The organism is Psychrobacter sp. JB385, from assembly GCF_900163785.1.
Classification (GTDB): domain Bacteria; phylum Pseudomonadota; class Gammaproteobacteria; order Pseudomonadales; family Moraxellaceae; genus Psychrobacter.
This window is the reverse complement of sequence record NZ_FUKN01000014.1, coordinates 593,049-619,145: the sequence shown is the minus strand read 5'-3', so window position 1 is coordinate 619,145 and position 26,097 is coordinate 593,049. Positions and strand designations below refer to the sequence as shown.

The window sequence follows — 26,097 nt, the reverse complement described above, 5'->3', positions numbered from 1 at the left end:
TCGTTTGTCACCATATTTATTTTCAATGAAAACCATTAGCTAAATTGACGCTTGGCAAATGCGGTACTCGCTTGCTTGGCTTTTCTAAGCGCCAGTTTACGATTATGACCGAGCATCATTTTGAGCTGCCATATTTTTTCTTTATATAATGTGGTCTTAGATTGTTGGTACATAGCATTGATGATGCGTTTACTTGCCAGCACCGCATCAGGAGAACGCTCGGCAAATTCAGCGGCGAGCGCCTGTGCCTGCTCAAGTGGGGTATCACTACAATGACTGATGATACCGAGCATCTTACCTTCATTGGCATCAATGATGCGTGCACTCATTGCCAGCTCTTTTAGCACATCTTGTCGTACAACGCCAAAGGCAGATTGAGTTAAACCCATATCTGGCACTAGGCCCCATTTGGCTTCCATAATAGACAATTGACAATCTGGGTGACTGATACGCACATCACAAGCCAGCGCTAATTGTAACCCTGCACCAATGCAATAGCCTTCCAAAACAGCAATGACAGGTACTGGTAACTCACGCCAAACAAGACAAACGCGTTGAAAAGCGCTCTGCCATGGTTTGACAAGCTCCCAAAAGGCAAACGCTTTATTTTTTGGATGATTCAGATCACCCAAATCGATACCTGCACAAAATGTTGCTTCTGCGCCCTTTAAAATAACGGCACGTAGGGTTTTGTCTTTACCGATATGACCTGCCACAGCAATCAGCTCATTGATTAGCTGAAAGCTCATGGCGTTTTTTTTGTGGGGACGATTCAAAGTCACCGTCAATATTTGGTTGGTGATACTGACTTGTAACGTCTCATACTGATAAGTGGCAATCGCGTTCATAACAGTCCTTATTAAAGAATAGATATAGAGTAGATACTAGCAATGTTAGCAGGCTTCTATTTGTTCTACCGTAGCAATAACTGACTGCTTCGGTAAACTCGCTAGCTAATCATCAAACCTATTCAAGTTATATCATCTTCCATGTCATGTCGTTTTCACTCAAACGATGATAGTTCAGCTGAGGGTAAGCCGACAGATCTAACGTTTGTAAGTTATTTAATGCGGTGATTAGTGCCACATAATAAGGCTCAAGCATGGCAAACTGTGCAGGCGTAATATGCTGAAGGTTCAATAAACACTTATCCTCTAAGTCTTGACTGGCCTGACGCAGTTGCGGCACACCGGTATAACGACTCCCGCCCAATATGCGATGAGCAATTTGCGCCAGCATATGACGGTCACGCGCGTCCCATGCTTGCGTCAATGCCTGCTTTTCATCATTAATGGTATCTAACATCATAATGATGAGTTTGGCTGCCAAATCAGGTTTGTTTGCGGAGCGAGTCAAGGCATCTTGCCAATCTAATATGTCTAAAAGATTAATGTCATCTATCCGCGAATGATTTGGATGTGATTGATGACTGCCAAAACCGGTTTTTTCTTGTTCATACTGTGCTGACTCTACACTTGTTCCTGCGCCGTTATTGATATTGTCTACAGTACCATTCGCTGGATGAAGTAAGGAGGTAGCGCCCTGTTTTTGTAAGCGTAAGCTTTCATAACGTGGCTGCGTGTCACGCGGCGTTTCTCGTCTATAATCTTCACGCGGCTGACTATCTCGTAAGTAATCATCACGAATTTTTTTCAAAGATAATGGCCGAGTTATTTTGCGCTGAGTGACCATATCAGAGCCACCTTCTTGACCACTCTCATTATTTTGGATTAATGGATAAGCAATGAGGGTGGAGTCTGAAGGCCATGTTGAGTATTCGCCAATATCTATATTGTGCTCAACATTTTCATGGAGATAGCCATCTGGAGCAGATCGATTTTGCAAGTTTGTAAACGCAGCCTTACTCTCTTGCAAGTCGATGCCTTGTAAGGTGGTATCTGGCAATGCCGTTAATTCTGGTGTGGTTGTCGTACGACCCAGCCATTTTTGTAATACCTGTAACAACTGCGGCTGACTGATGGGCTTACCGACATAGTCATTGATACCGCTCGCAATCAACTTGTCTCGCTCATCAGCCAAACCATGAGCGGTCAACGCGATAATGGGTACGCGGTTATCATCATTTTCAATCGTGCGAATTTGTCTGGCCGCTTCGTGCCCTGACATACGCGGCATTTGAATGTCCATAAAGATCAAATCAATATGACTCTTGTCCTGAGCAGCCCCTTTGTCTTCACTACTCGTCTCTTCAGCATAAAGCGCAGCAGATGATTTTTTGCTGATTTCATCTCGAGCTTCGGCTTTGGAGAGTTGGGTTTTATTTGAAAGGCTTTGCTTGCCACTCTTTGCTGTTTTGAGGTTTTTGGTGTGTTGTTTACTGATGATTTCTATAGCATCAAAACCGCTACTTGCTGTAATCACCTGAATACCAAGCTCACTAAGCAATGCATCTAGTACCAGTAGATTGGGTAGATGGTCATCGACTGCCAGTACCGTCACGCCTTTCCAACGAGGCTCTTGCATGTTTTTTGGAATACTGCGATTTTGCGTATCAAGCATGGCATAAAGCTGACGCTTGTCTAAAGGCTCGTATAGGATATTGGCATGGTATCTGTTCAATAATGCCTGATCAGCCGCCACTTGATAACCAAATACCGCAAGTTTGCCTTGATAATGTAGTCGAATTTGCTTGAGCAACGCCATCATATCGTCTTGAGTATCATCATCAACGATGACCCAATCCCAAAAATTACCGCGCTCTTTTAAGGATTCAAGGACGCCTGGCAAGGAGTTGGCTTGTGTCAGTTTGATTGGTAAATACTGCAAACTGGCTTTGAGCACTTGGATCGATGCCGTATGGTTAATCCATACCAGAACGTTAAACTCATCAGTGTCACTTGCCAATGGTGCCAACACTGGCAACTCAATTGTTTGTCCAGTCGCCGCTTCCAATACATCGACATGGGCGGGCATACGGAACCAAAACGTTGCGCCTTGATTGGCGATGTTTTCTTGCGCATTGTCATGAAAACCAATGTCACCACCCATCAGTCGCGTCAACTGCTTAGAGATGACCAGACCCAATCCTGTACCGCCATACTGGCGAGTAATCGACGGATCGCCTTGACTAAAGCTTTGAAACAGCATTTTTTGATCCGCAAGCGAGATGCCTTTACCGCTGTCTTGTACACTAATCATCAAATAATTGTCACGATGATCGTCCAAGCTGACGCGCACGACCACATCACCACTGTCTGTGAACTTAATCGCGTTGCCCACGATATTGGTCAATACTTGCTTGAGACGTAGCGCATCGCCATTGATACGCATTGGCACATCATTATAAAACAGCACTGCCATGCGCAGACCCTTCTCCGCCGAGACAGGCGAGAGCATATCGACCACATCATAAATGGTGTCATAAAGATCAAACTCATGCCGATCCAGTACCAGCTTACCCGCCTCAATCTTAGAAAAATCGAGAACGTCATTTACTAATGCCAATAAATGTGCCGAAGATTTGCGGATGGTTTGTACATACAAGTCTTGTTCAGGATTTAACTCACCATGACGCGCGAGCAGATTGATAAAGCCATCGATACTATTTAGGGGGGTACGTAATTCATGACTGATATTGGCCAAGAATGCCGACTTCGCTTGGCTGGTTGAAATAGCAGCATCACGGGCATTACGAATCGAGATGTTTTGCATTTCCATCTCATCAAACGCGAGGCGCAGATCGTCCTCTGTTTGTTCGGCATGATCTTTTAGCTCCTGAAAACTTCTATGTAAACGGCGCAGTGTCTTCACCAAGTCTTGTTGCAACAAATTCAGCTCGCCATCCGACTCAACAGGAATGGGCTGATATAGATTTTCGACATCCGTACGTTGCAGCTGCAAACGCAGCTCATAGATAGGTGCTATCCAGCGCTTTGAATAAATATTCAAGCTTAGCAACAGAATCAATATGGTAAACAAGCCCGTAATCACTAACGCCATGGCAATACGATACCGCGCAATATACAGCGGCTCATTGTCCATATCTACTAGCAGCCACAGCCTTTGCCCCTCAAAATCCCCCAATAAGCTGCCGTAAGCTGTACCAATCGGCGTGGGTTTTTGCGACAAAAAATGCTCTTTTACATCGACATCCAGCAGTGGCCATTCTTCATTTAACCCATATCCCACCGCCATGAGTACTTGATTGCTTTCATTAATAATAGCAATGCGCTGTACATGTTGTTCAGATTGCATACGACCCAGCTTATCTCGAATGCCTTCAAGCTTGGTTGCCTCTGCTTCATCGATAGTGGCGTCGTTATCTGTTTGCTGCGTTTGCTCCAATAGCTCAGGAACCAGCTCGGCAATGACTGGCGTATGACGAATCAATACTGCTTCAGCCAGGACCTCTTGTTCTGAATTGCTGGCACGCATGGTTTCGTAAAAAACCAAAATGCCACCGACCGCCGCTAGCACACAAATTGGCAAAAACACCAAGATGATGAGCTGACCATAGGCGCTGCTGGTATCAAAACGTTTTTTGTATGCCATGCAATCTTTACTCTCTACTGGATTTTTTGCGGTGTATAAATAGCAGTGACAAGTTGCTTTTATTCATTGGATATTGTGGGTATTTTAACAGCATTAGTGAGTGATTCGTTATTAATAACCGATTGTAACGATATCTGTGTCTACCATAATTCTACAGTTAAAGATGGCTAGAGCTTGTTCATTTACCAAAATCTCTTGATGCCCTCAGCGTAGTCAAAAACAAAGTGATATAATGACGCGACTTCTTACGCATCATTATTTTAATAAAATCACTTTACTACAATTTGCTAATAAATCATTGGCTTATATGGATAATCACCGTATTAAAGCATGGATTTGAGCGCTAGCATTATCATTAAAAAACGTATACGACGGTTTGAACATAAATTTTAAAAATCAATAAGGATACTGTATGTCCACTACGGCCATGTCAAACGCCAACTTTATCACTCAAGTGACTGCCCTTGCCGATTGCGTCGGTCAGACACCATTAGTCAAATTACAGCGCTTGCCTGAACAAGAGCAAATCACCAATGGGGCAACCTTATTGGCCAAACTTGAAGGCAACAATCCTGCTGGCTCAGTCAAAGACCGCCCTGCTTTTAATATGATTTATCAAGCAGAACAACGCGGCGACATTAAGCCTGGGGACACCTTGATAGAAGCCACTAGTGGCAACACAGGTATCGCTTTAGCGATGGTGGCTGCCATGCGCGGTTATCCGATGACGCTCCTGATGCCAACCAACTCAACACAAGAACGTAAAGACGCCATGATTGCTTATGGCGCAACCTTGATCGAGGTAGATGAAGGCATGGAGGCAGCCCGTGACTTAGCCTTGCAAATGCAAGCAAATGGCGATGGTATTGTATTAGACCAGTTTAACAACCCTGACAACAGTCAAGCGCATTACCTGACTACAGGGCCTGAACTATGGGCGCAAACTGAGGGCAAGATTACTCACTTTATCAGTTCAATGGGCACGACAGGTACGATCACGGGCGTGTCACGCTATCTGAAAGAACAAAACCCAGACATCAAAATTATTGGTCTTCAGCCTGATGAAGAGGCCTCCATCGCTGGCATTCGTCGCTGGCCTGCGGCTTATATGCCAGGTATTTTTGACGCAGATTTGGTTGATGAGGTCATGGATGTCGATCAGCGTATTGCAGAAGTTTATATGCGCAAACTGGCTAAGACCGAAGGCATTTTTGCAGGTGTGTCGTCGGGTGCAGCAGCATGGGCCGCCGCTCAAGTAGCCAAAGCAAATCCTGATGCCGTTATTGCTTTTATCGTCTGCGACCGCGGTGATCGTTATTTATCGACCGGCCTATACAATGTGGATGACAGCGTCGCAGTCAATTAACGTACAGACACTACCGATCAGTATGGTTTATTTAATATAAAAGACGTTAATGTAGCAACGTTTTTATAGTGGATTAACCGTAAGCTTATAAACAGTCAGGATTACTTATGTCACAGGCCTTACCATCTGACCCTATCTTAGTTTTTGATATTGAAACTGTTGCTGATATTGAGGCCGCTCGCCGTATTTATCCTCAATTGGCCTCACTCAATGATGCTGATACGTTGAGCGCATTGACGGCGATACGTACCCAAGAAGCGGGACATGATTTTATGCGCTTACCCTTGCAGCGTATTGTGTGCATTTCTGCGCTGTACATCAAGGATGGCAAGTTATCGTTGTTTTCATTGACGGCTGATAAGTTTAGTGAAAAAGACATTCTTACCAAGTTTTTTCGTGCGTTCAGTGACCTTGAAACATTGCCTCAGCTTATCAGCTGGAACGGTTCAGGCTTTGACATTCCAGTGTTGATATACCGCGCCATGCAATATGATTTATCAGCGCCGTGGCTATTTGAAGAAGGCGCACGTATTAAAAATATGCGCTTTGATAATTATGTCAATCGCTTTCATACTCGTCATCTTGATTTGATGGATAGATTTAGCCAATACGGTGCCAGTCGCCGTGAGGCCATGGATGTGGTTGCAAGCTTGTATGGCTTACCTGGTAAAACGGACGTTGATGGTAGCATGGTTGGCGATCTTGTGATGAATGGCGATTGGCAAACGCTATCGATATATTGCGAGTCTGATGTTATGAATACTTGGCTTATCTATCTGCGCTGGTTGCGTTTGACTGGTCAGCTGTCCTCTACAGGGTTTGAGTTTTGGCAGCAGCAAAGCTATGACTATTTAGTAAAATATACCCAAGCGGATGGTAGTGCGCGCCACCAAGATTTTATGGCTGATTGGTCATCAGCACCCAACTCATAAAGCCCATTATCCATCCTAATGGCTTTTGTACATATTTTTTAGTTCTTTATCACTTATTATTAAGGCAGGTTTATGCAACCCACCGATTCAAACACACCAACAGCGCTTGATGCGACGCAAAAAGCCAGTGACACTCAAAACATCGCGATTCCTCCCAGCAAGAAAAAATCTAAGCCTTCGTCAAAGACACGTCGTCGTTTAAAAGAAGCAGAGCCATTGTCATTCACTATTGATGGCTTATCGCACGATGGTCGCGGTGTTGCCGTATATGGTAATGGGTTTGGCGTCGCAGATGGTCATGCTGAAGAAAAACACGGTAAAAAAATATTTGTGAGCTTTGCATTGCCAGGCGAAAGCGCTGTGGTCAAATTAACCAATGTTCGTAACAGTTTTGAAGAAGGCGATGCCATTAGCATTACTGCCAACCCCAATCCTGAGCGCGCTGTACCACCCTGCCCGCACTTCGGCGTCTGCGGTGGTTGTAATTTGCAGCATTGGGAACCTGCTGGTCAAATCAATTTTAAACAATCTGTTTTGGCAGAAATGCTCATGCATCAAGCCAATGCAGCCCCTGACCATTGGCTTGAGCCAGTCGTTGGTGATCGCCTAGGCTATCGTACCAAAGCTCGACTTGGTGTTCGCTATGTGGTCAAAAAAGAAACGGCCTTGGTCGGTTTCCGTGAGCGCTCAAGTAACTTTTTGGCTGAGTTAAATGAGTGTCATATTTTAGATCCGCGCATTGGCTTTGAGATTGAGAATCTCAAAACCTTGATTGGCACGCTAGAGAGCCGCGATAAGATCGCTCAGCTTGAATTGGCGATGGGTGAGCAAATCCCTGAACTACCAGATGGCAATCAGCCTGTTGCTCTTATTGTCCGTAACTTAGAACCATTATCAGACGCTGATATTGATAAGTTAAAAGTGTTTTTTGCAGCGCGCAATTGGCAGCTATATCTGCAATCTAAAGGCGTTGATAGTATTGAACGTATCGCTTTGACAGATGCCGATGACATGAGCCAGCAGTTTGGGCGCTTGTATTACCAGCTACCAGAGTATGATCTTACTTTTGAATTTATCCCTACTGACTTCACCCAAGTGAACTTGTCTGTCAATCGTCAAATGACCAAGCTTGCTTGTGATTTGTTGGATTTGAAAGCGGGTGAGCGCGTCTTGGATCTATTCAGCGGTCTTGGTAATTTTAGCTTACCATTAGCGCGTCTTGTTGGAGAAACAGGATCGGTTATTGGTGTGGAAGGTAGTGAAGCGATGACTTTACGTGCAGCAGATAATGCATGTCGCAACGGTATCAACAATACTGAATTTTATAGCCAAGATTTAACACAAGACTGCACGGATAAGCCATGGGCCAATCAAGGCTTTGATGCACTATTAATCGATCCGCCACGCTCTGGTGCATGGGAGATTATGCAGTATTTGCCCAAATTCAATGCTGAGCGCATCGTTTATGTTTCTTGTAATCCAGCCACGCTTGCGCGCGACACCAAAGCTTTATTAGAGCAAGGCTATCGTCTGACGCATGCTGGCGTGATGGATATGTTCTGCCATACAGGTCACGTTGAATCCATTGCTCGGTTTGAAAAGGTAGCCGTTTAATATTTCATTGAACCCGCCACGCCCATCAAAACAATAAACAGCCGTTTTTTCAATAACTTATGCTTATTTCAAACCTATATTAAGCTGAGCTAATGAGTAACGGCTGTTTACCCTAATGTCGCACAGACATTACATAGCCTCGCTTGATTTGTCCCCTTAAAATGAGATAATAACCAACAATCTTCCTATATTTGTTTAGTCAAAACATAGTGAATATTCATACTCGTAGCTTTATATATTGCACGTGCGCTTTTTAGTTGCCAAAAATACAGATTTTTAGCAGTTGTATTGATTTGTGGCTGGTGTTTTGACCATCAATTCAAAGTGTTTACATCGTAGATGAAGTTATATTCAATTCAGGATAGCTAAGAGGAGTCGGCTATGGTAAAAATTCGTGAAGGATTGCCGCTAGTGGATGGACAGACCACACAAGCCGATAGTGCAGCACTTGCCGCACAACTGGTCGCAAGCCAACGTTCTCATCAGTCTGCCAACAGCTATGCGCAAATTCCACTCGATATCAAATACCAGCTGTCTACCAATAAATTACACACGACGTTTGATCGCTCGGTATTGCATTCTTTTCATAGTGACGATTTAAAGATTGAAAATGATTATGCTGATAATCCCTTTATCAGCAAAAAGCTGACTTTTTCAGAAAAAGACCTTGAGACCATTGATTTAGATCAGGTGAATATCGATGTGCCGACGTGGTTAGATAATGTCGCCAAACGGATTGGGCAAGAGTCTGTACCCAACCTAAGTGCCGCTTGTGAATTTATCCGTAATCACATGAATACCAGTGAGTCTGAGCGTTCAGGCGCTTATGTGACTGGTATCGGTATGACGGACATCCTAACCTATCTATATCAAGATGAGGACGCACTGGTCGCAGCCATGCTGTACCGTAGTGCGCGCAAGTCTGTGATTAGCCTTGATGATATCGAAAAGAAATTTGGCACTGACGTATCAACTCTTGTCAAAGACACATTGGCCATGGGTAAGCTGTCTGAAATCATTGAAAGTAATAAACGCTTAGAAGACCATTTCGTCAACAATCAGCGTGACCAGCTCTCAAATATTTATAGCATGCTTATCTCTGTCACTAATGATGTGCGCGTGGTCTTGATCAAATTGGCAGAGCGTACTTTTGCCATGCGAGAGTTGACCTTTTCAAAAGAAGAGCGTCAGAATCGCGTGGCACGTGAGGTCATGACCATTTATGCACCACTGGCTCACCGTTTGGGTATCGCTCAACTCAAATGGGAGCTAGAAGATTTGGCGTTTCGTTACCTTGCCCCTGATCGCTACAAAGAAATTGCAAAACTTTTGTCGGAAAAACGTAGCGAGCGTGAATCCTATATCCAGCGTGTACAAAAAAAATTAAGCGAAGCGTTGTCAGAAGCCAATATTGAGGCTGAGCTATCGGGGCGCGTCAAACACATTTATTCTATTTATCGAAAAATGAAGCTAAAAGGCTTATCGTTTGATCAGCTTTATGACATTCGCGCACTACGCGTATTGGTCAATAATCCGGCAGATTGCTATCATGTGCTTGGTTTGGTGCATGGTTTGTGGCGTTATATTCCCGAACAGTTTGATGACTACCTCACCAATCCCAAATCTAATGGTTATCGGTCTTTACATACCGCTGTTATTGCTGAAAACAAATCTCTTGAAATACAGATTCGTACACATGAGATGCATTTCGAGGCCGAGCTTGGCATGTGTGCCCATGTCAATTACAAAGAAGGTCTAAAGAACAAAAAAGACAATTATCTGAACCAAAGAATCAGCTCTCTTCGCCAGCTATTATCAATCAACAATGAAACGCGAAACCAGTTGCGCTCCTCTTTACTGACAGGTGAAGAGATAGACGAGATGGGTTTTGACGAGGAAGAGCAGCTCGTTGATTTTGACGAACTTGAACGCATCTATATCTTTAGTCGCGATGGTGATATCACCGAGCTACCAAAAGGTGCGACTGTGCTTGATTTTGCCTACTATGTGCACACGCAAGTGGGTAATCGCGCACAAGCCGCTCGTGTCAACCAACGCTACGTACCACTGACTTATCAACTCAAAACAGGCGAACAAGTTGAAATCATCACCAAGGCGTCACGCGAGCCAAACCGAGATTGGTTAGTCGCCTCGCTTGGTTACATTCATACCAACCGTGCACGCTCAAAACTACGCCAATGGTTTAATAAGCAAGATCGTGATAAAAATATTGAGATTGGACGCCAAATGCTCAGTAAAGAGCTTGAGCGTCTGTCAGTACATCCAAACAGTATTGATTTAAACGATTATACGCAACATTTTAATGTCAATAATACAGACGATATTATCGTTGGATTGGTCACAGGCGATATTGGTCTCAATCAATTGACCAGCCATATTTCTCGGCAGCTGCATTTAGAGCCGGAGAAACCACCAGAAGATTTTGTCCTCAGTGTAGATACTAGAGATGCTGGCAAACTCGATGCTTATAAAATCCGTATCGACGGTTTAGATAATATCGAGGTTCATCTCGCAGGTTGTTGCCATCCTGTACACGGTGAGCCGATTGCAGGCTATATCACTTTATCACGTGGCGTTAGCATTCATAACCGTGGTTGCCCTGAGTATTTACGCCTTATCGAGCGCGATCCTGAACGTGAGATAGCGGCGGCATGGCGCGTTCAATCTGGGCGCTACCAACCAGTAGATATTCACGTAGAAGCCTACGACAGACGGGGATTATTACGCGATTTGACCCAAATTATTGATAAAGAAAATGTCAATATTCGTCAAGTTGAGACGTTAAGTAATGACGATAATATTGCCTTTTTAAAGTTTCATATCGAAGTTTCTGGACTGGCACATCTGTCTAAGCTTTTAGCCAAATTAGAGCAGCAGCATGGCATATTACACGCCCGTCGTGCCGTTGCTTAAATAGCGAGTAGAACCACAATCTATCCATTCTAACGTAGAGTTACCATAAAATATCATGCCTGAATTGCCAGAAGTAGAAACAACGAAAACCAGCCTTACCCCACTATTGGGGCAAAAAATTACTGCTCTCAAAATCTTTCAGCCAAAGTTGCGCTGGGTAATGCCAGATGACTTAGAGGCGCTAGTGGACTATGTCTTGGATAGTGTCGAGCGCAGGGCCAAATATCTGATACTCAATTTTTCGTCTGCAATACCAAGTACGGCTACGCAAGCTGATAGACCAAAAATGCGTCAGCTTTTGATTCATTTAGGAATGTCGGGGAGCTTACAACAGCTCACTTACGGCACAGATAAGCGTAAACATGATCATTTGATTATCGAATTTACTGACGATAATAACGAGCGATCACAGTTGCACTACTATGATCCCAGACGCTTTGGGTCAGTATTATGGTATGAAGATTACGGCAGTAAACTATTAGACCATCTCGGTCCCGAACCACTTTCAGATGTATTTACGGCAGACTATTTGTACCATCTCATCCAACGTACTAAGAGTACCGATAAAAACACAGCTGTCGAGATTGCTATATCAAGCAAATCCTCACGACCTACCACGCGCCCTATAAAGTCAGTAATTATGGAACAACAAGTGGTGGTTGGCGTTGGCAATATTTATGCGACAGAAAGTTTGTATTTATCTGGGATTCATCCCGCTACCCCTGCCCATCATTTGTCTTATGATCAAATAACAACGTTGGTTGGACATATCAAGGTCATTTTGCAAAAAGCAATTAAGCTTGGTGGTTCTACATTACGGGACTTCACCGTTGCTGATGGTCAAACGGGATATTTCCAGCAAACCTTAAACGTCTATGGCAGACAGGGTGAAGCCTGTTTACACTGTCAGACGGTACTTGAAAACGTCAAGCTCAATGGTAGAGCCAGTGTTTACTGTGCTCTTTGTCAGCCTTTGATTTAAATGCCATCCAAACACTGATTACTGGTTAATTCTTGACATAAAAAAAGAATATGACTACCAATCTTTTTCAATCAAGCATTTTATATTTTTATCACTGAAAAGCGATTACACGTATTTTTATTGCTTATTTAGACACATCTTGCTTTAATATAGTAGACACTTACACAAATAGTGCATATGATTGATTTTTCTGTAATATCCAATTTATTTATGTTGTTATTATTCTTCTGAGTAGAAATAATACCAACTAATAATCCTACCAATTGCGAATTTTGGGATATCGTTATGATTGTCAAAGCCAAGAAGCCACAGACAGTAAAACAGAAAGTTCTTACTGTTGCTGCAAGCTTAAGTTTACTGGTCATGAGTATGCAGCCTGCCTTGGCAGCCATAGAAATCGACGAGACAGATTTTGGTCCTTCTTATGGAACGATGATGGTGGATACTGTCGTAGGTAAACCTCTACAACTGGTTAATGCCGTTGCTGGTACGGCTGCTTATATTGTCAGCCTCCCTTTTTCGCTGATCGGCGGTAATGCAGACCAAGCACAGCAAAAGCTATTTGTAGAACCTTGGGACGCCATGGGTCGCTGCCTTGGCTGTACCGTTGCTGAAGACAATTACTATAAGTCACAAGTGGTTAGCAATGACAACCTTGTACGTATTGTCGTCGATCGTCCATCAGAGATTCTAATCAACACCAACGATAATGTCGTCGTCTCACCTGTAGTGAATCCTTAACGCGTTGCTAGATAGTTGAAGTGTTATCTGACACACTTATATCTGCACACTGAGTATCCGAAAAAACAAAAAAAGGCTAACATCACGTTAGCCTTTTTTGTCTCATATCAATAAAAAACTTTCATTTTTGAATGATGGTATTACTCAGCTTAGCACTAATCTCACGAAGCAACTGCACTTCTTCTGAAGGCTGCTTCACCACTTCTTTAACTTCTTCTTTACGGCGCATTTTATTAACTATTTTGACCATCATAAAAATGATAAAAGCCAAAATTAAAAAGTTAATAAGAACGGTAATAAAACTTCCGTAAGCTAGCACTGGTATACCTGCTTGCTTGAGTGCATCGTAATTCCTAGCAACGCCCTCAGGCACATCACCTAAAACCAAGAACATGTTCTTGAAATTGATTTCACCACCTGCTATGAAGGCAACAATCGGCATCATAATATCTTCAACCAAAGACTTTGTGATAGTCGCAAAGGCTCCTCCGATAATGACACCGACCGCCAAGTCCATTACATTGCCTTTTAGAGCAAACTCTTTAAACTCCGAAACCATACTCATTATTCTCTCCTCAAAGTATTGATTTACAACAAGATAAGGGTCTCAATAATCGACTTAACTTTACGCCTAAAGAACAATAGCTAAAAACACTACTACTGTTGATTCTTCTATTTACAGTATAGAAGAATTACAGCCCAAAAAAAAGCAGTATAAGATGAACTGTATTTCGTTCATTCTATACTGCTAATCTTTCAGCTATTTAGATACCAATCTTAAAACAAGAATAGCATCAAATACCACTCCAATAGATAATCATCTATTGTTTGATATTAAGCACCTTTTTTGCTACGACCGTGACGCTTACGCTCGCTTTCAGTGAGGTAACGTTTACGGATACGAACAGCTTTTGGTGTTACTTCAACCAATTCGTCATCTTGAATAAACTCAAGCGCTTGCTCAAGAGTAAACTTGACAGCTGGTGTTAATGTTAATGCTTCGTCAGTACCACTAGCACGAACGTTGGTTAACTGCTTAGCAGTGGTAGGGTTAACCACCATGTCATCGTTACGCGAGTTGAGACCAACAATCATACCTTCGTAAACTTCAAGCTGTGGCTCAGCAAACAATTTACCGCGCTTCTGTAGGTTAAACAGTGCGAATCCTAAGCAAGTACCATTTGCCATAGAAACCAATACACCGTTAGAACGACCACCAACATCACCGATCTTTTGAGGACCGTAATGTGAGAAGCTTGACGTCATGATACCACTACCTGAGGTCAGCGTTAAGAACTCTGAACGGAAACCAATCAAGCCACGAGCTGGTATCGTTGCTTCAATACGCATACGACCTTTACCATCAAGTTCCATGTTGGTCATCTCGCCTTTACGCAAGCCAACTTGTTCCATGATAGAACCTTGATGCTCTTCTTCAATATCGAAGACCACATTTTCATAAGGCTCTTGAAGTTTGCCATCTACTTCTTTTACGATAACTTCTGGGCCTGATACACCAAGCTCAAAACCTTCACGGCGCATGTTTTCGATCAATACAGATAAATGAAGCTCACCGCGACCTGAAACTTTAAATTTATCAGGAGATTCAGTATCTTCAACACGTAGTGCTACGTTATGAATCAGTTCACGCTCAAGACGCTCACGAATATTACGTGACGTCACAAACTTACCATCACGACCAGCAAACGGTGAGTTGTTTACTTGGAAGTTCATAGAAACTGTAGGTTCATCTACCGTTAGTGCTGGTAATGCTTCAACATTATTAGGATCACAGATTGTGTCTGAAATATGCAGTGCATCAATACCAGTGATACAAACGATGTCACCTGCTTGCGCATCTTCTACTTCAATACGATCAAGGCCATGATAACCCATAATCTTAAGGATACGGCCATTGCGTGTTTTACCATGCTTATCGATAACCGTTACTTGCGTGTTTGTTGAAATCTTACCACGCTGAATACGGCCAATACCAATAACACCAACGAAGCTGTTGTAGTCTAGGCTTGAGATTTGCATACGGAATGGTGCATCTGCATCCACTTGTGGTGGCTGTACAACATCAACGATGGTCTTGAAAAGCGGCGTCATGTCATCAGCTAAAGCGTCTGCTTCTAAACCTGCAATACCATTCAAAGCTGAAGCATAAACAACTGGGAAATCCAACTGCTCATCGCTAGCGCCTAGATTATCAAATAAATCAAAGATTTGATCCATTACCCAGTCAGGACGTGAGCCAGGACGGTCAATTTTGTTGATAACAACAATTGGCTTTAGACCTTGCTCGAATGCTTTTTGCGTGACAAAACGAGTTTGAGGCATTGGACCATCGACAGCATCTACCACTAGAAGTACGCAATCTACCATCGACATAACACGTTCAACTTCACCACCAAAATCGGCGTGACCTGGGGTATCAACAATGTTAATACGATACTCAGTTTCTGAAGTTTGATCTGTCCATCGAATGGCTGTGTTTTTAGCCAAAATAGTGATACCACGTTCTTGCTCAATATCACCTGAGTCCATTGCGCGTTCAGCAATGTTTGCGCGGTCACCAAAAGTACCAGATTGATGTAATAGCTTATCAACCAAAGTCGTTTTACCGTGGTCAACGTGGGCAATAATTGCAATGTTACGCAGGTGTTTGATATCGTTCGCCATATAAAATGCTCGTTTTGTCTTAAAAGAGTGCAGTAGCAGTAAGCGCCGCTGGATAAACGTTTTTTATAAATCAGATAGAGATCGAAGGTTTATTCACGATAGAATTTACAATAGGTAAAATATTTAGAATAAGATAATTTCAATACAATCATATATCTATACTGATAAATTCATCATACAGATAGCTATGCTAATGTACATTCTGTCAATCTACAGAATGTTTCGGGGGGTAGTATAACATTATTGCTTCATAAATTTATGTAATAACTTACTTTTCTGAATGTATAAATAAAAAAAGCTACCCATTAGGTAGCTTTTTTTGTAACTATATATTTAACAATATAATCAATCGATGATTACTTACTGAACAACCATATCTTTAGTTTGCTCAACAGTCATTGTTTTGTCACCAGTGATGATGGCATAAACACGACGGTTCATAGCACGACCTTCTTCAGTATCGTTTGGTGCGATTGGGTTGTCATAACCATAACCAACAGTTGATAGACGGTTTGGAGCAACACCGAATTCGTTAGTTAGCATAGATTTAACAGCAACGGCACGAGCTTCAGATAGACGTTGGTTATAACGTGCTGAAGGACCTGTTTTAGAAGCATGACCTTCGATACGTGCTGTAGAGTTAGGATACTCGCGCATCTTCTCTGCTACTTTAGCGATTTCTGGTTTGTACTGGTTTTTGATAGCTGATTTGTCGTTATCAAAGAATACACGTAGTTCCATTTTCAGTTCATCAGTAATATCTACTGGTACTGGGCAACCAACTTCATCAACCACTACGTTCATTGGAGTACCTGGGCACTGATCGATACTATCAGCTACGCCATCGCCATCAGAATCAAGATCAGATTCAACAACTACTACTGGAGTATTGTCAACTACTGGCTCTTGCATCGGTGGTACAGCTACTGTAGGCGCTAAGTGACCGCCAAGTACTACTTCTAAGCCGGCCAAAGCCATGCCTTCCCACCAGTTGTTATCAAAGTTGTGAATCGCACGAGCTTCACCACGTAGGCTTAGTGCATCGTTGATGCGATACATAGCACCTAGACCTAGGTTACCGATAGTGTCTTTAGAGCTTGATACTTCAGTACCAGCTGGAACATCACCTACAGAAGAACCTTGATCAGGACCGTAAGCTTCTTGGTTTTCTACTTTAATTTTAGATTGACCAGCACCGATCAATACATATGGCTTAAGAGCATTATCAGTATAACCAGTGAATTCTTCAGTACCGATCAAGAAGTTACCAGAAAGCATGGTTTGCTCTACGTCAAAGCGGTTTACACCAGCCTCTGCAGATCTTTCTGATGCTTCACCATTGGTATTTGTAACACCATATTCTACTTGGAACTGAGTAGAAGGCGTCAATTCGATACCTAATGCAGCACCAGTATATAAACCACTTTCTTGAGCGACGCCACCGTTCGGTACTTGACCAGCACGACCGTCGATTGATTGACCGTCAGCATTTACGTAAAGATCTTTACCAGTTTTAAGAATATCACGTTGCTTATCAGACGTATCACCAAACTCTTCAGTCATGTGATAACCAAGTAACAATGGGCTAATCGTTACGCCAGCATTAGCTGCTAAAGGTGCAGCTGTTACGGCAACCAGAGCTAGGGCAATTTTATTCAATTTCATGGACTTCCTCCAAAGGATAATTTTAGTGATGCGTTAAGCAAAACCGATTTTCAAGACGCTCTAAAGTAGACATCTTTCACGCATTTAAAGTTACAAAGCACAACCAATTAAGGAGTAGCTTAGCGATTATCAATTCAGTTTACAACTTTTTTCGTTAACCAGCTACACATTATTACACGATAATGTTGTAACTAAAACACAATAATCAGCTGAAGTTACCTAGAACTAACACACCTTACGCTTTTTATCTTTTGTATGTCAGTTCACAATAGATTGTAAAGGTAACAGCATCTATTGTCTGAGCGTATTTTAATACAGTTGATAATTTTTCTCTATTATTAAAAACCTTCATTCACTAATTGAAACATTTTTTGACACTAGACATATATTCTGTTTATAATTAAGACCAAACATTATTTCATAAAAATGCAAAGCGCATTAAATAGGTCAAACTGAGCCATCAAATCGGTTGATATATTACAGACGACACTATTTTGTGAAACTACTGTATCAGAGATTTTTACCTTATAGAAAACTGTCTGTCATTATCTCACTTCTCTCTAATAAGCTGATTTACTCTATGGTTTACTTTGCTCTGTTTAAAAGAAATATGGTTCTTACTAAGACAAAGAGACACAAAAAATCGGCAATCAAAAATAAGAAGATTGCGATCCATATGGTCAAGCAAGGTTTTACCCTTGTTGAGCTCATGATTACCGTGGCAATATTAGCCATTCTAGTGACTGTCGCAGCACCTGCTATACAAACAAAACTAGCAAGTATGGAAGCCAAGCGTATTCAGAGTCAGATAAAGCGCTCGCTTGCTTTAGCAAAAGCAGAGAGTTATATCAGAAAAGAGGATGTGCTTGTATGTCTATCTACCAAGGAAGGACACTGCCAAAGAGATGGTGGCACGATGCTTTTGGTATTTATAGACAAAAGTAATAGTAAGAATTATGATGCTCAAGTGGATGTATTAATCAATCAGCAGTCGTTAAATCTTAAATATAGTACGCTAAGCTTACGAGTCGGTAATAGGCGCCACTACACCAAATTTTGGGGCGATAGTGGCACTCCTAGAGGTCATTTTGGTCATATCAAGTACTGTCCAACGGTAGCTTACAATAAAGTCATGTATCTTATATCATTTAACCAATCAGGCATTGTCAAACAAAAACATAATGAAAACCATCCTACTGACTGCGATGATACTTAAAATCGATGAACCCTACTTTTAGTTGTCTTCGTGCATGGCGCTTTTCATCAAAACAACGGCTTGTTCGATACCTACAAATATGGCATCCGCAATAAGCGCATGCCCAATGTTCAGCTCATAAATACCGTCGATTTGCGCGATTGCTTTGACATTATCACGTGTCAGACCATGACCTGCATTAATCAACAACTCATGGCTCATACTTTGAGCAAAGGTAACCGCTTGCTTAATTCGCTTTAATTCAGCAATCTGAGCGTCTGTATCCTCTGTCAAACATACCTCAGCATAAGCGCCAGTATGTAATTCAATAGCGTCTGCGCCGCAACTGATAGCAGCAGAGATTTGTGTCTCATCTGGATCAATAAACAAGGAAACTTTCGTGCCTACGGTCTGTAAAGTACGAATGTATTCTGTTAATCCAGCAGTCTGCCCTGCAACATCAAGCCCGCCCTCTGTTGTTAACTCTTCGCGCTTTTCTGGCACCAAACAAACCCAATATGGTTTGACCTTACAAGCAATTGCCAGCATTTCAGTTGTTGCTGCCATTTCTAAATTCAATCTGGTCGTTAAGTGCTCTGCTATCTCGTAAACGTCTGAATCTTGAATATGACGGCGATCTTCACGTAAGTGTATGGTGATGCCGTCTGCTCCTGCTTTTTCACACAATAAAGCAGCATCCAAAGGACTTGGGTAACTCACACCTCGCGCTTGGCGCAATGTAGCGACATGGTCAATGTTGACGCCCAACAAAGGTTTTTTGTGTGTGCTGCTTGATGACTCTAATGATGTATTGGTCATAAGAAATCCTTTTGATGATGCCCAGTTGGCTTATAAGTAATTTTTACTGGTATAAAATTTTCAGTAAGCTTTATATTTAGAAGAAGCTAAGAGCTGCTCTACTACCACTGTTTTTATTTTGAAGTATATGCGAGGTTGGCAATAATAAAATTCTTACTGATAACGCTGCTGCTGTTGCCATAACAAACGGCTTTGTAGTGGCTGATAGTCCAGCAAATGATCAATCAGATAACGGTGTAGTTTTGACCATTGATTAAGTGTGGTTTCAGTAATGCCCAATTGCGCCATCGCTATGATATCCCTGCCTACAAAAATGCTTTGGCTTGTCGAACTCTCTAAATTTTCAGATTGCGCCGCATTTGTTAAAACAGGCATTAAGCCCACATCAGGCAAAAATCGATAAGAACTGTCGGCGTCAATAGGGTTTTGGACGCTATCATGAGTCAACGCCAAGGTAAAGCCCAATTCATTAAATAAGTGCTGTTCGAACTGACGCAGACACAAACGCAGCTCATTAGCACTCAGAGGCTGTCTGAGTTGCTGTAAGCTGTTTTGATAATGCTGCCACAATACTGGCATTGGGTCTTCGGTTGGCAACAGTCGCCATAGTATTTCATTTAAATACAATGCCGAATATTGATGTTGACCAGTGATGTTTTCGTAGGGCAATGAGCTGATAACAGCCTCTTCCTCTATCGTTGTTTTGACTTGAGAAGGACTATTCGATGCAATACCGATTTGACTGAATGTTTTTAGATCACGCTTGCCAGTAGCAAAAAGCTGCAAAGGCATAAATAGTGGCGCGCCTTTTTTCCCAACTCCATGGATTACGCCATACTGCTGAGAAAACAAATAATATAAGGCGCGCTTTTCTTGATACGGGCGCTGATGTAATAAATAGCCGACTAACGCTTCATTACGCATTTCTGATTACCTCAGCATTGAGCCTTGCGAGTTTTGCATTGACTGACGCAAGGCTGTTATGACTGCTTTATCAATAGCCAAGACTTGTCAACGCGCGCTCGTCATCAGACCAACCACGCTTCACTTTTACCCAAAGCGTTAGCATGATTTTTTTATCAAAAAGTTGTTCCATGTCTTTACGAGCATCCATACCAACTTGTTTGATACGCTGACCTTTATCACCAATGATAATGGCTTTTTGACCTCCACGTTCTACATAGATAGTAGCATCAATAAAAGTACAAGCTTTACGTGGGCGACCAGTCTTTGGATCGACATGAGCGGGTTCATCTTTAAAAGCATCAATCTGCACGGTTAAATCATAAGGCACTTCATCACCCGCACTACGCATGATCTTTTCGCGAATGATTTCACTGGCTAGAAACCGTTCTGAGCGGTCAGTAATTTGCTCTGTATCATAAATAGGGTCAGCCACTGGCAGATGAGACGCAATCACTTCTTGCAAGCGATCTAAGTTTTGATTTTTTAGCGCTGAGACTGGCACGATGTCGGCAAAGTCAAAGCTGTCATTGAACGTTTCGATAAGTGGCAACACACTGCCTTTGTCTTTTAACGTATCTGACTTATTAATCACTAGTACCACGGTCAAGTCTGTATCGCCAAGCTTTTGTAGTGTCAATAAATCATCGTCGCGCCATTGATCCGAGTCAACCACAAACAGCACCAAATCAACGTCTACCAATGCAGATACAGCCGCTTTATTCATACGCTCATTGATAGCACGCACTTCATTGCGATGAATACCTGGTGTATCAACAAACACAGCCTGCATCTCATGATTGGATAAAATGCCATGAATGCGGTGACGGGTGGTTTGCGGTTTACGTGAAGTAATGGACAGTTTCTGGCCCAATAAATGATTCATCAAGGTTGATTTGCCAACGTTTGGACGTCCAACGATAGCGACATAACCAGCCTTAAAATTGTCCGCAATACGCGTATGACTGCTTGGCGCAAAGAACTCTTCAATCGCCATGTCATTCTCTGACGCAAAATCTTCGTTCATAGTATCAGCACTGTCTTGGTCTACTTGCTTTGGCGTCATATGTGTATCTTCAGTCATATCGTTGGCACTATCTTCATTGTTTGGTGGCAAATCAGTATGATTGTGCATAGTTAATCCTATAGGGTTCATAACCAGCCGAAAGCAATATGGTTAGGTCAGCGCTCAAAAGTGAGACCAGTATCAGCTGGAAAATAGATAAGGTTTTAGAACAAGCAGCCTCTCATATAAGCGGAGTAAATACTTGTTAAAATAATTTTTAAAAAAGGTATCGTCATTTTAGAGTTATAGTAAATCTCATAAAAACTACGAACGCTTCTTGGCTGAGTTTGGTAATTTATGCAATTGATTGATCATAAGCTCTGCCGCTTTTTGTTCAGCGATGCGGCGGCTTTCACCAGACTCTGTAATATCAGCACAATTGTGAATATTCACATGACAACGCACAACAAAGATTTGATTTGGCGCATTGCCTCGAGTTTCCATTAGCTCATAAGTTGGCAAATCAAACTGCTTAGACTGTAGCCATTCTTGCAGACGACTCTTGGCATCTTTTAACGCTTTTTGATCATTCACACTATCAATCAAATCGCCATACCAAGAAAGCACACAATTACGCGTGATATCCATATCTTGACTGTCTAGATAGATAGCGCCAATCAAAGACTCTACTGCATCCGCGAGTATAGAAGCACGGTTACGACCGCCACCCTTACGCTCTCCGACACCCAGTATCAGATGATTAGAAAGCTCTAAATTTTGGGCAATAATTACTAATGACTCTTGGCGTACCAAAGTCGCACGCATACGCGTTAGGCGCCCTTCATTCTGACCGGGATAACGGTGATATAAAGCTTCTCCTACGATCATTCCTAAAAGTGCATCGCCCAAAAACTCTAAACGCTCGTAGTTTTTTTTGCTATCAAACGATCGATGCGTTAAGGCAAGTTTGGGAAGACTCAAATCATTGAAGACATAACCCAACTTACGCGTTAATACCGCTAACCGTTGAATAAATTCTGAGCTAACAACAAGCGTATCGACAGACGTGCTATTTTTTTGGGGAATAGGAACCGCTTGGGAATGTTGCGAAGTTGGTTTCATGCGTGGCTTATGGTTATCCCTTCTGTGTTACTGATTGAGTAAATACTACTATCTAATGATTGATTCTATAAAGGAGATTTAAGTCTTATTGAGAAAGTTAAAAAACGATTGAGCTATTTGGTGGTTGCCATATCAATATCGCCTTCGAAGCGATTGAGGATATCGACATTACCGAAAAAGTTATTGGTCACAGCATATTGCTTACGGATGGCCAATTGCCCTGCTTTTTTATCAGTGAAGGTAATAACATCTTCAGCCTTGGTGTCATAGTCAGCGTTGATAGACAGCTGTTTATCCACACGCTCGATAAATTGCTTGGTGGTCTCGTTGTTATTATTTGCTTCTCTAAGCTGAGTGCTTAACGTTTTTGTTAATTGATAGTCACCAATTTGAGCGGGTATGATCGCAACCATCAGTTTGACCGCAACGCCTAAAAGGATAATAGTCAAAACAATGCTTGTCACACTTGCACCGCGCTGCGTCGTCAATCCAGATAACTGTTGCATTACCCTAGCCCTCTACTGGTCAATAACCATTTATACTAACGTTTGTTTAAAAAATCTGAATACTAAAAGTAGTTATTCATTAAATAGTCATAATATTAGCATAAAAATATTACTGGTAAATCAAACAATAGAGACTCTTGCACTCATTAATTGATCGACCCATTGCGTTCAAAGGTTGGTAAGTTTAACCCTGGTGGTTTATGCATCCAGATATAAACGGCTTTACCCGCCAAATTCTCGTCAGGCACAAAGCCCCAGAACCTGCCATCTGCACTGCGATCACGGTTGTCACCCATAACAAAATAATGGCCTTCTGGCACTTTGATGCGCCACTCTGTCCCCTCTGAGCTTACCACTTCTGGCGACTGTTGCTGTAAAAAAGGCGCATACTGAGCACTATTCATACCATTTAGATAACGTACCAGATGTGTATTCTCACCTTGTGTTTCTTGAAAATACTGCGCCACGCCTTCTTCTTGTTGACCCATGGTAGCCGCACTTTCTTCTGTCAGCACTTGGCCTGGACCTTCTTGGCCTGGCAAATACAACTGTGACGTCAACTCAGCATTTGCCGCAAAATCTACGGGCTTGGTTTCAACAGGTACATCATTAATTGACAAAATGCCTTGGTTGTAGCTGACGGTATCACCCGGTAAACCAATAACGCGCTTGATATAATAAATACTCGGATTTTCAGGATAACGAAATACCGCCACGTCCCCATGCTCAGGCTCACCCGTATCTAACACTTTATTATAAGTTAGCGGTAATCGCACGCCGTAGGCATACTTATTGACAGCAATAAAATCACCCGTATACAACGTTGGCACCATAGAGGAGGAGGGAATATTAAAAGGCTCGATCAAAAACGAGCGTACTATCAATACCACTGCCAATACAGGGAAGAAATCATAAGCCCAGCGTACCAATAAGCTTTCTTTGCCATGTCCACGTGTTTTACGCTGCTTAAGCGCCAATTTATCCAATAGCCAAATAATACCCAAGCCTATCGTCAACGGCACTAAAATTAAATTAAAATCAAAATCCATACCAAATTGCCTATTAATGAACAGCTTGCTCTGCTGCTTTAACGATAAGACCCACTATATTTGACACAAACTGCAAACATCAGATAAAAGAAATTTTTGCGACTGGCTATCAGATTTTACGCTCTAACTGTCTGCTTTTAGCACGGCTAAGAACGCCTCTTGTGGTATTTCTACATTACCCACTTGCTTCATACGTTTCTTACCTGCTTTTTGTTTAGACAGCAGTTTTTTCTTACGTGACACATCACCGCCATAACACTTGGCCAGTACGTCTTTACGCATGGCTTTTACCGTACTGCGACCAATAATCTGACTACCAATGGCGGCTTGAATCGCCACATCAAACATCTGACGTGGAATCAGCTCTTTCATTTTAATGACTAACTGGTTGCCACGAAAACGTGCTTGATCCTGATGAACAATCATTGCCAATGCATCGACCTTATCACCATTGATGAGTACATCGACTTTGACCAATCTGTCAACTTGATAACGCTCAAAGTTATAATCCAACGAGGCAAAACCACGAGAGACAGATTTTAGACGGTCAAAGAAATCCATGACCACCTCACCCATCGGAATATCAAAAACTAGCTGAACTTGCTTACCCATAAAGCGCATATCTACTTGTACACCGCGGCGCTCAATACATAACGTCATGACATTGCCCAAGTAATCTTGTGGCACTAAAATCTGACAACGCGCAATTGGTTCACGGAATTCTTCTATATTGTTCGGCTCAGGCAATCTCGACGGGTTGTCAATATGAATCACCTCGCCGTTTTTCTTTTCAATCTCATAGATAACTGACGGTGCCGTGGTAATCAAATCCAAATCATACTCGCGCTCTAGGCGCTCTTGGATAATCTCCATGTGCAGCATACCTAGGAAACCGCAGCGGAAACCAAAACCCAATGCATCAGACGTATCTGGTTCAAAAAATAGTGACGCATCGTTGATCTGTAGTTTCTGTAGCGCTTCACGGAACTTTTCAAAGTCATTAGAATCGACTGGGAACATGCCAGCGTATACTTGCGGAGTAATCTGTTTAAAACCCGGAATACGCTCAACATCAGGCGTTTTAGAATGCGTGATTGTATCCCCAACTGGTGCCCCAGCAATGTCTTTAATACCCGCGATAATAAAACCAACTTCACCCGCCTCTAAAACCCCTGTATCTAAAGGTTTTGGTGTAAAGACACCGATAGAACTGACTGGATGCGCCTCTTTGGTCGATTTGATATAAATTTTATCGCCTTTTCTGACGGTTCCTTGACGTACACGTACCAAAGAGACCACGCCCAAATAGCTGTCAAACCAAGAATCAATGATCAGCGCTTGCAGCGGTGCTTCGCGGTCACCTGTTGGTGCTGGAATGAACTCAACCAAGGCTTCTAAGAGTTTATCAACGCCCAAACCAGATTTGGCCGATACTCGGGGTGCGTCTACAGCATCAATCCCAATGATGTCTTCAATTTCTTGAATGACGCGCTCAGGTTCAACTTGCGGCAAATCAATTTTATTGAGTACTGCCATGACTTCTAAGCCCTGATCAACTGCTGTATAGCAGTTGGCAACCGACTGCGCTTCCACCCCTTGTGCTGCATCAACCACCAGCAAGGCACCTTCGCAAGCCGCTAGTGAGCGTGATACTTCATAAGAAAAATCGACGTGTCCTGGCGTATCAATGAAGTTGAGCTGATAACGCTCACCATTTGGGTGATCATAAAATAGCGTTACCGACTGCGCTTTGATCGTGATACCGCGCTCACGCTCAATATCCATGGAGTCGAGCACCTGCGCCTGCATCTCGCGATCTTGCAAGGCACCGCACATTTGAATAAAACGATCGGCAAGCGTCGACTTACCATGATCAATGTGGGCAATGATTGAAAAGTTACGAATATTGGCTAATGCAGTCACAAAGCGCCTACTAAATTAAGGGTGATAGAAAAATAAAACCAACGGGTATTCTAGCAGTTTTCCACTGCAAAGTAAGGCGATTT

At 42.5% G+C, this 26,097-nt stretch carries 19 protein-coding genes; 7 read left to right on the top strand and 12 right to left on the bottom strand.

Going from position 1 to position 26,097, the window contains the following annotated elements:
• Nucleotides 1-35: 35 nt before the first annotated feature.
• Together CZ794_RS13720 and CZ794_RS13715 are read right to left on the bottom strand one after the other, a co-directional pair.
• Nucleotides 36-848 (bottom strand): crotonase/enoyl-CoA hydratase family protein, encoded by an 813-nt coding sequence (locus tag CZ794_RS13720; protein WP_087042125.1) that lies wholly within the window; start codon nucleotides 846-848, stop codon nucleotides 36-38.
• Nucleotides 849-975: 127 nt separating this feature from the next.
• Entirely contained in the window at nucleotides 976-4,512 is a 3,537-nt protein-coding gene (locus CZ794_RS13715; RefSeq protein ID WP_087042124.1) for an ATP-binding protein, read from the bottom strand.
• 412 nt (nucleotides 4,513-4,924) lie between these two features.
• Here CZ794_RS13715 and cysM point away from each other — a divergent pair, with 412 nt between their 5' ends.
• The 6 genes from cysM to CZ794_RS13685 all read left to right on the top strand — a co-directional run bounded on the left by cysM (nucleotide 4,925) and on the right by CZ794_RS13685 (nucleotide 13,081).
• The gene (cysM, locus tag CZ794_RS13710; RefSeq protein ID WP_087042123.1) at nucleotides 4,925-5,878 is read left to right on the top strand and encodes a cysteine synthase CysM; all 954 of its coding nucleotides are present in this window, start codon (nucleotides 4,925-4,927) and stop codon (nucleotides 5,876-5,878) included.
• A 107-nt stretch (nucleotides 5,879-5,985) separates the two neighbouring features.
• Nucleotides 5,986-6,810: a 3'-5' exonuclease gene (locus tag CZ794_RS13705; RefSeq protein WP_087042122.1), complete on the top strand. Its 825-nt coding sequence runs from the start codon at nucleotides 5,986-5,988 to the stop codon at nucleotides 6,808-6,810.
• A 72-nt stretch (nucleotides 6,811-6,882) separates the two neighbouring features.
• Nucleotides 6,883-8,424, top strand: coding sequence for a 23S rRNA (uracil(1939)-C(5))-methyltransferase RlmD (gene rlmD / locus CZ794_RS13700; protein ID WP_087042121.1), 1,542 nt, complete (start codon nucleotides 6,883-6,885; stop codon nucleotides 8,422-8,424).
• Between the two features lie 381 nt (nucleotides 8,425-8,805).
• Entirely contained in the window at nucleotides 8,806-11,358 is a 2,553-nt protein-coding gene (locus CZ794_RS13695) for a bifunctional (p)ppGpp synthetase/guanosine-3',5'-bis(diphosphate) 3'-pyrophosphohydrolase (protein ID WP_087042120.1), read from the top strand.
• Nucleotides 11,359-11,413: 55 nt separating this feature from the next.
• Nucleotides 11,414-12,340, top strand: coding sequence for a bifunctional DNA-formamidopyrimidine glycosylase/DNA-(apurinic or apyrimidinic site) lyase (gene mutM, locus CZ794_RS13690; RefSeq protein ID WP_087042119.1), 927 nt, complete (start codon nucleotides 11,414-11,416; stop codon nucleotides 12,338-12,340).
• Nucleotides 12,341-12,625: 285 nt separating this feature from the next.
• Nucleotides 12,626-13,081, top strand: coding sequence for a hypothetical protein (locus CZ794_RS13685; RefSeq protein ID WP_087042118.1), 456 nt, complete (start codon nucleotides 12,626-12,628; stop codon nucleotides 13,079-13,081).
• A 121-nt stretch (nucleotides 13,082-13,202) separates the two neighbouring features.
• On the opposite strand, the gene mscL is transcribed toward CZ794_RS13685, so the two are convergent.
• The 3 genes from mscL to CZ794_RS13670 form a co-directional block, all read right to left on the bottom strand.
• Nucleotides 13,203-13,646 carry a large conductance mechanosensitive channel protein MscL gene (gene mscL, locus CZ794_RS13680; RefSeq protein ID WP_087042117.1) on the bottom strand — a complete coding sequence of 148 codons (444 nt, stop codon included), beginning with the start codon at nucleotides 13,644-13,646 and terminating at the stop codon, nucleotides 13,203-13,205.
• Between the two features lie 269 nt (nucleotides 13,647-13,915).
• On the bottom strand, nucleotides 13,916-15,766 hold the full coding sequence (gene typA / locus CZ794_RS13675) for a translational GTPase TypA (RefSeq protein WP_087042116.1): 1,851 nt from the start codon (nucleotides 15,764-15,766) through the stop codon (nucleotides 13,916-13,918).
• Between the two features lie 360 nt (nucleotides 15,767-16,126).
• Entirely contained in the window at nucleotides 16,127-17,431 is a 1,305-nt protein-coding gene (locus CZ794_RS13670; RefSeq protein WP_087042115.1) for an OmpA family protein, read from the bottom strand.
• A gap of 496 nt (nucleotides 17,432-17,927) precedes the next feature.
• Here CZ794_RS13670 and CZ794_RS13665 point away from each other — a divergent pair, with 496 nt between their 5' ends.
• Complete coding sequence (locus CZ794_RS13665) at nucleotides 17,928-18,647, top strand: Tfp pilus assembly protein FimT/FimU (RefSeq protein ID WP_256958995.1); 720 nt, start codon at nucleotides 17,928-17,930, stop codon at nucleotides 18,645-18,647.
• Between the two features lie 18 nt (nucleotides 18,648-18,665).
• Here CZ794_RS13665 and pdxJ read toward each other — a convergent pair whose 3' ends face one another.
• The 7 genes from pdxJ to lepA all read right to left on the bottom strand — a co-directional run bounded on the left by pdxJ (nucleotide 18,666) and on the right by lepA (nucleotide 26,014).
• Complete coding sequence (gene pdxJ, locus CZ794_RS13660; protein ID WP_087042114.1) at nucleotides 18,666-19,445, bottom strand: pyridoxine 5'-phosphate synthase; 780 nt, start codon at nucleotides 19,443-19,445, stop codon at nucleotides 18,666-18,668.
• A gap of 153 nt (nucleotides 19,446-19,598) precedes the next feature.
• Nucleotides 19,599-20,369, bottom strand: a complete 771-nt coding sequence (locus CZ794_RS13655) for a DNA repair protein RecO (RefSeq protein WP_087042113.1) — start codon at nucleotides 20,367-20,369, stop codon at nucleotides 19,599-19,601.
• 70 nt (nucleotides 20,370-20,439) lie between these two features.
• On the bottom strand, nucleotides 20,440-21,405 hold the full coding sequence (era, locus tag CZ794_RS13650; protein ID WP_373407941.1) for a GTPase Era: 966 nt from the start codon (nucleotides 21,403-21,405) through the stop codon (nucleotides 20,440-20,442).
• Nucleotides 21,406-21,738: 333 nt separating this feature from the next.
• Nucleotides 21,739-22,536, bottom strand: a complete 798-nt coding sequence (gene rnc, locus CZ794_RS13645) for a ribonuclease III (protein WP_087042112.1) — start codon at nucleotides 22,534-22,536, stop codon at nucleotides 21,739-21,741.
• Between the two features lie 113 nt (nucleotides 22,537-22,649).
• Complete coding sequence (locus CZ794_RS13640) at nucleotides 22,650-23,042, bottom strand: DUF4845 domain-containing protein (RefSeq protein ID WP_087042111.1); 393 nt, start codon at nucleotides 23,040-23,042, stop codon at nucleotides 22,650-22,652.
• A gap of 146 nt (nucleotides 23,043-23,188) precedes the next feature.
• Entirely contained in the window at nucleotides 23,189-24,091 is a 903-nt protein-coding gene (gene lepB / locus CZ794_RS13635; RefSeq protein WP_087042110.1) for a signal peptidase I, read from the bottom strand.
• 123 nt (nucleotides 24,092-24,214) lie between these two features.
• A complete protein-coding gene (gene lepA / locus CZ794_RS13630) occupies nucleotides 24,215-26,014 on the bottom strand; it encodes a translation elongation factor 4 (RefSeq protein ID WP_062843811.1) in 1,800 nt (599 codons plus the stop codon).
• Nucleotides 26,015-26,097 lie beyond the last annotated feature (83 nt).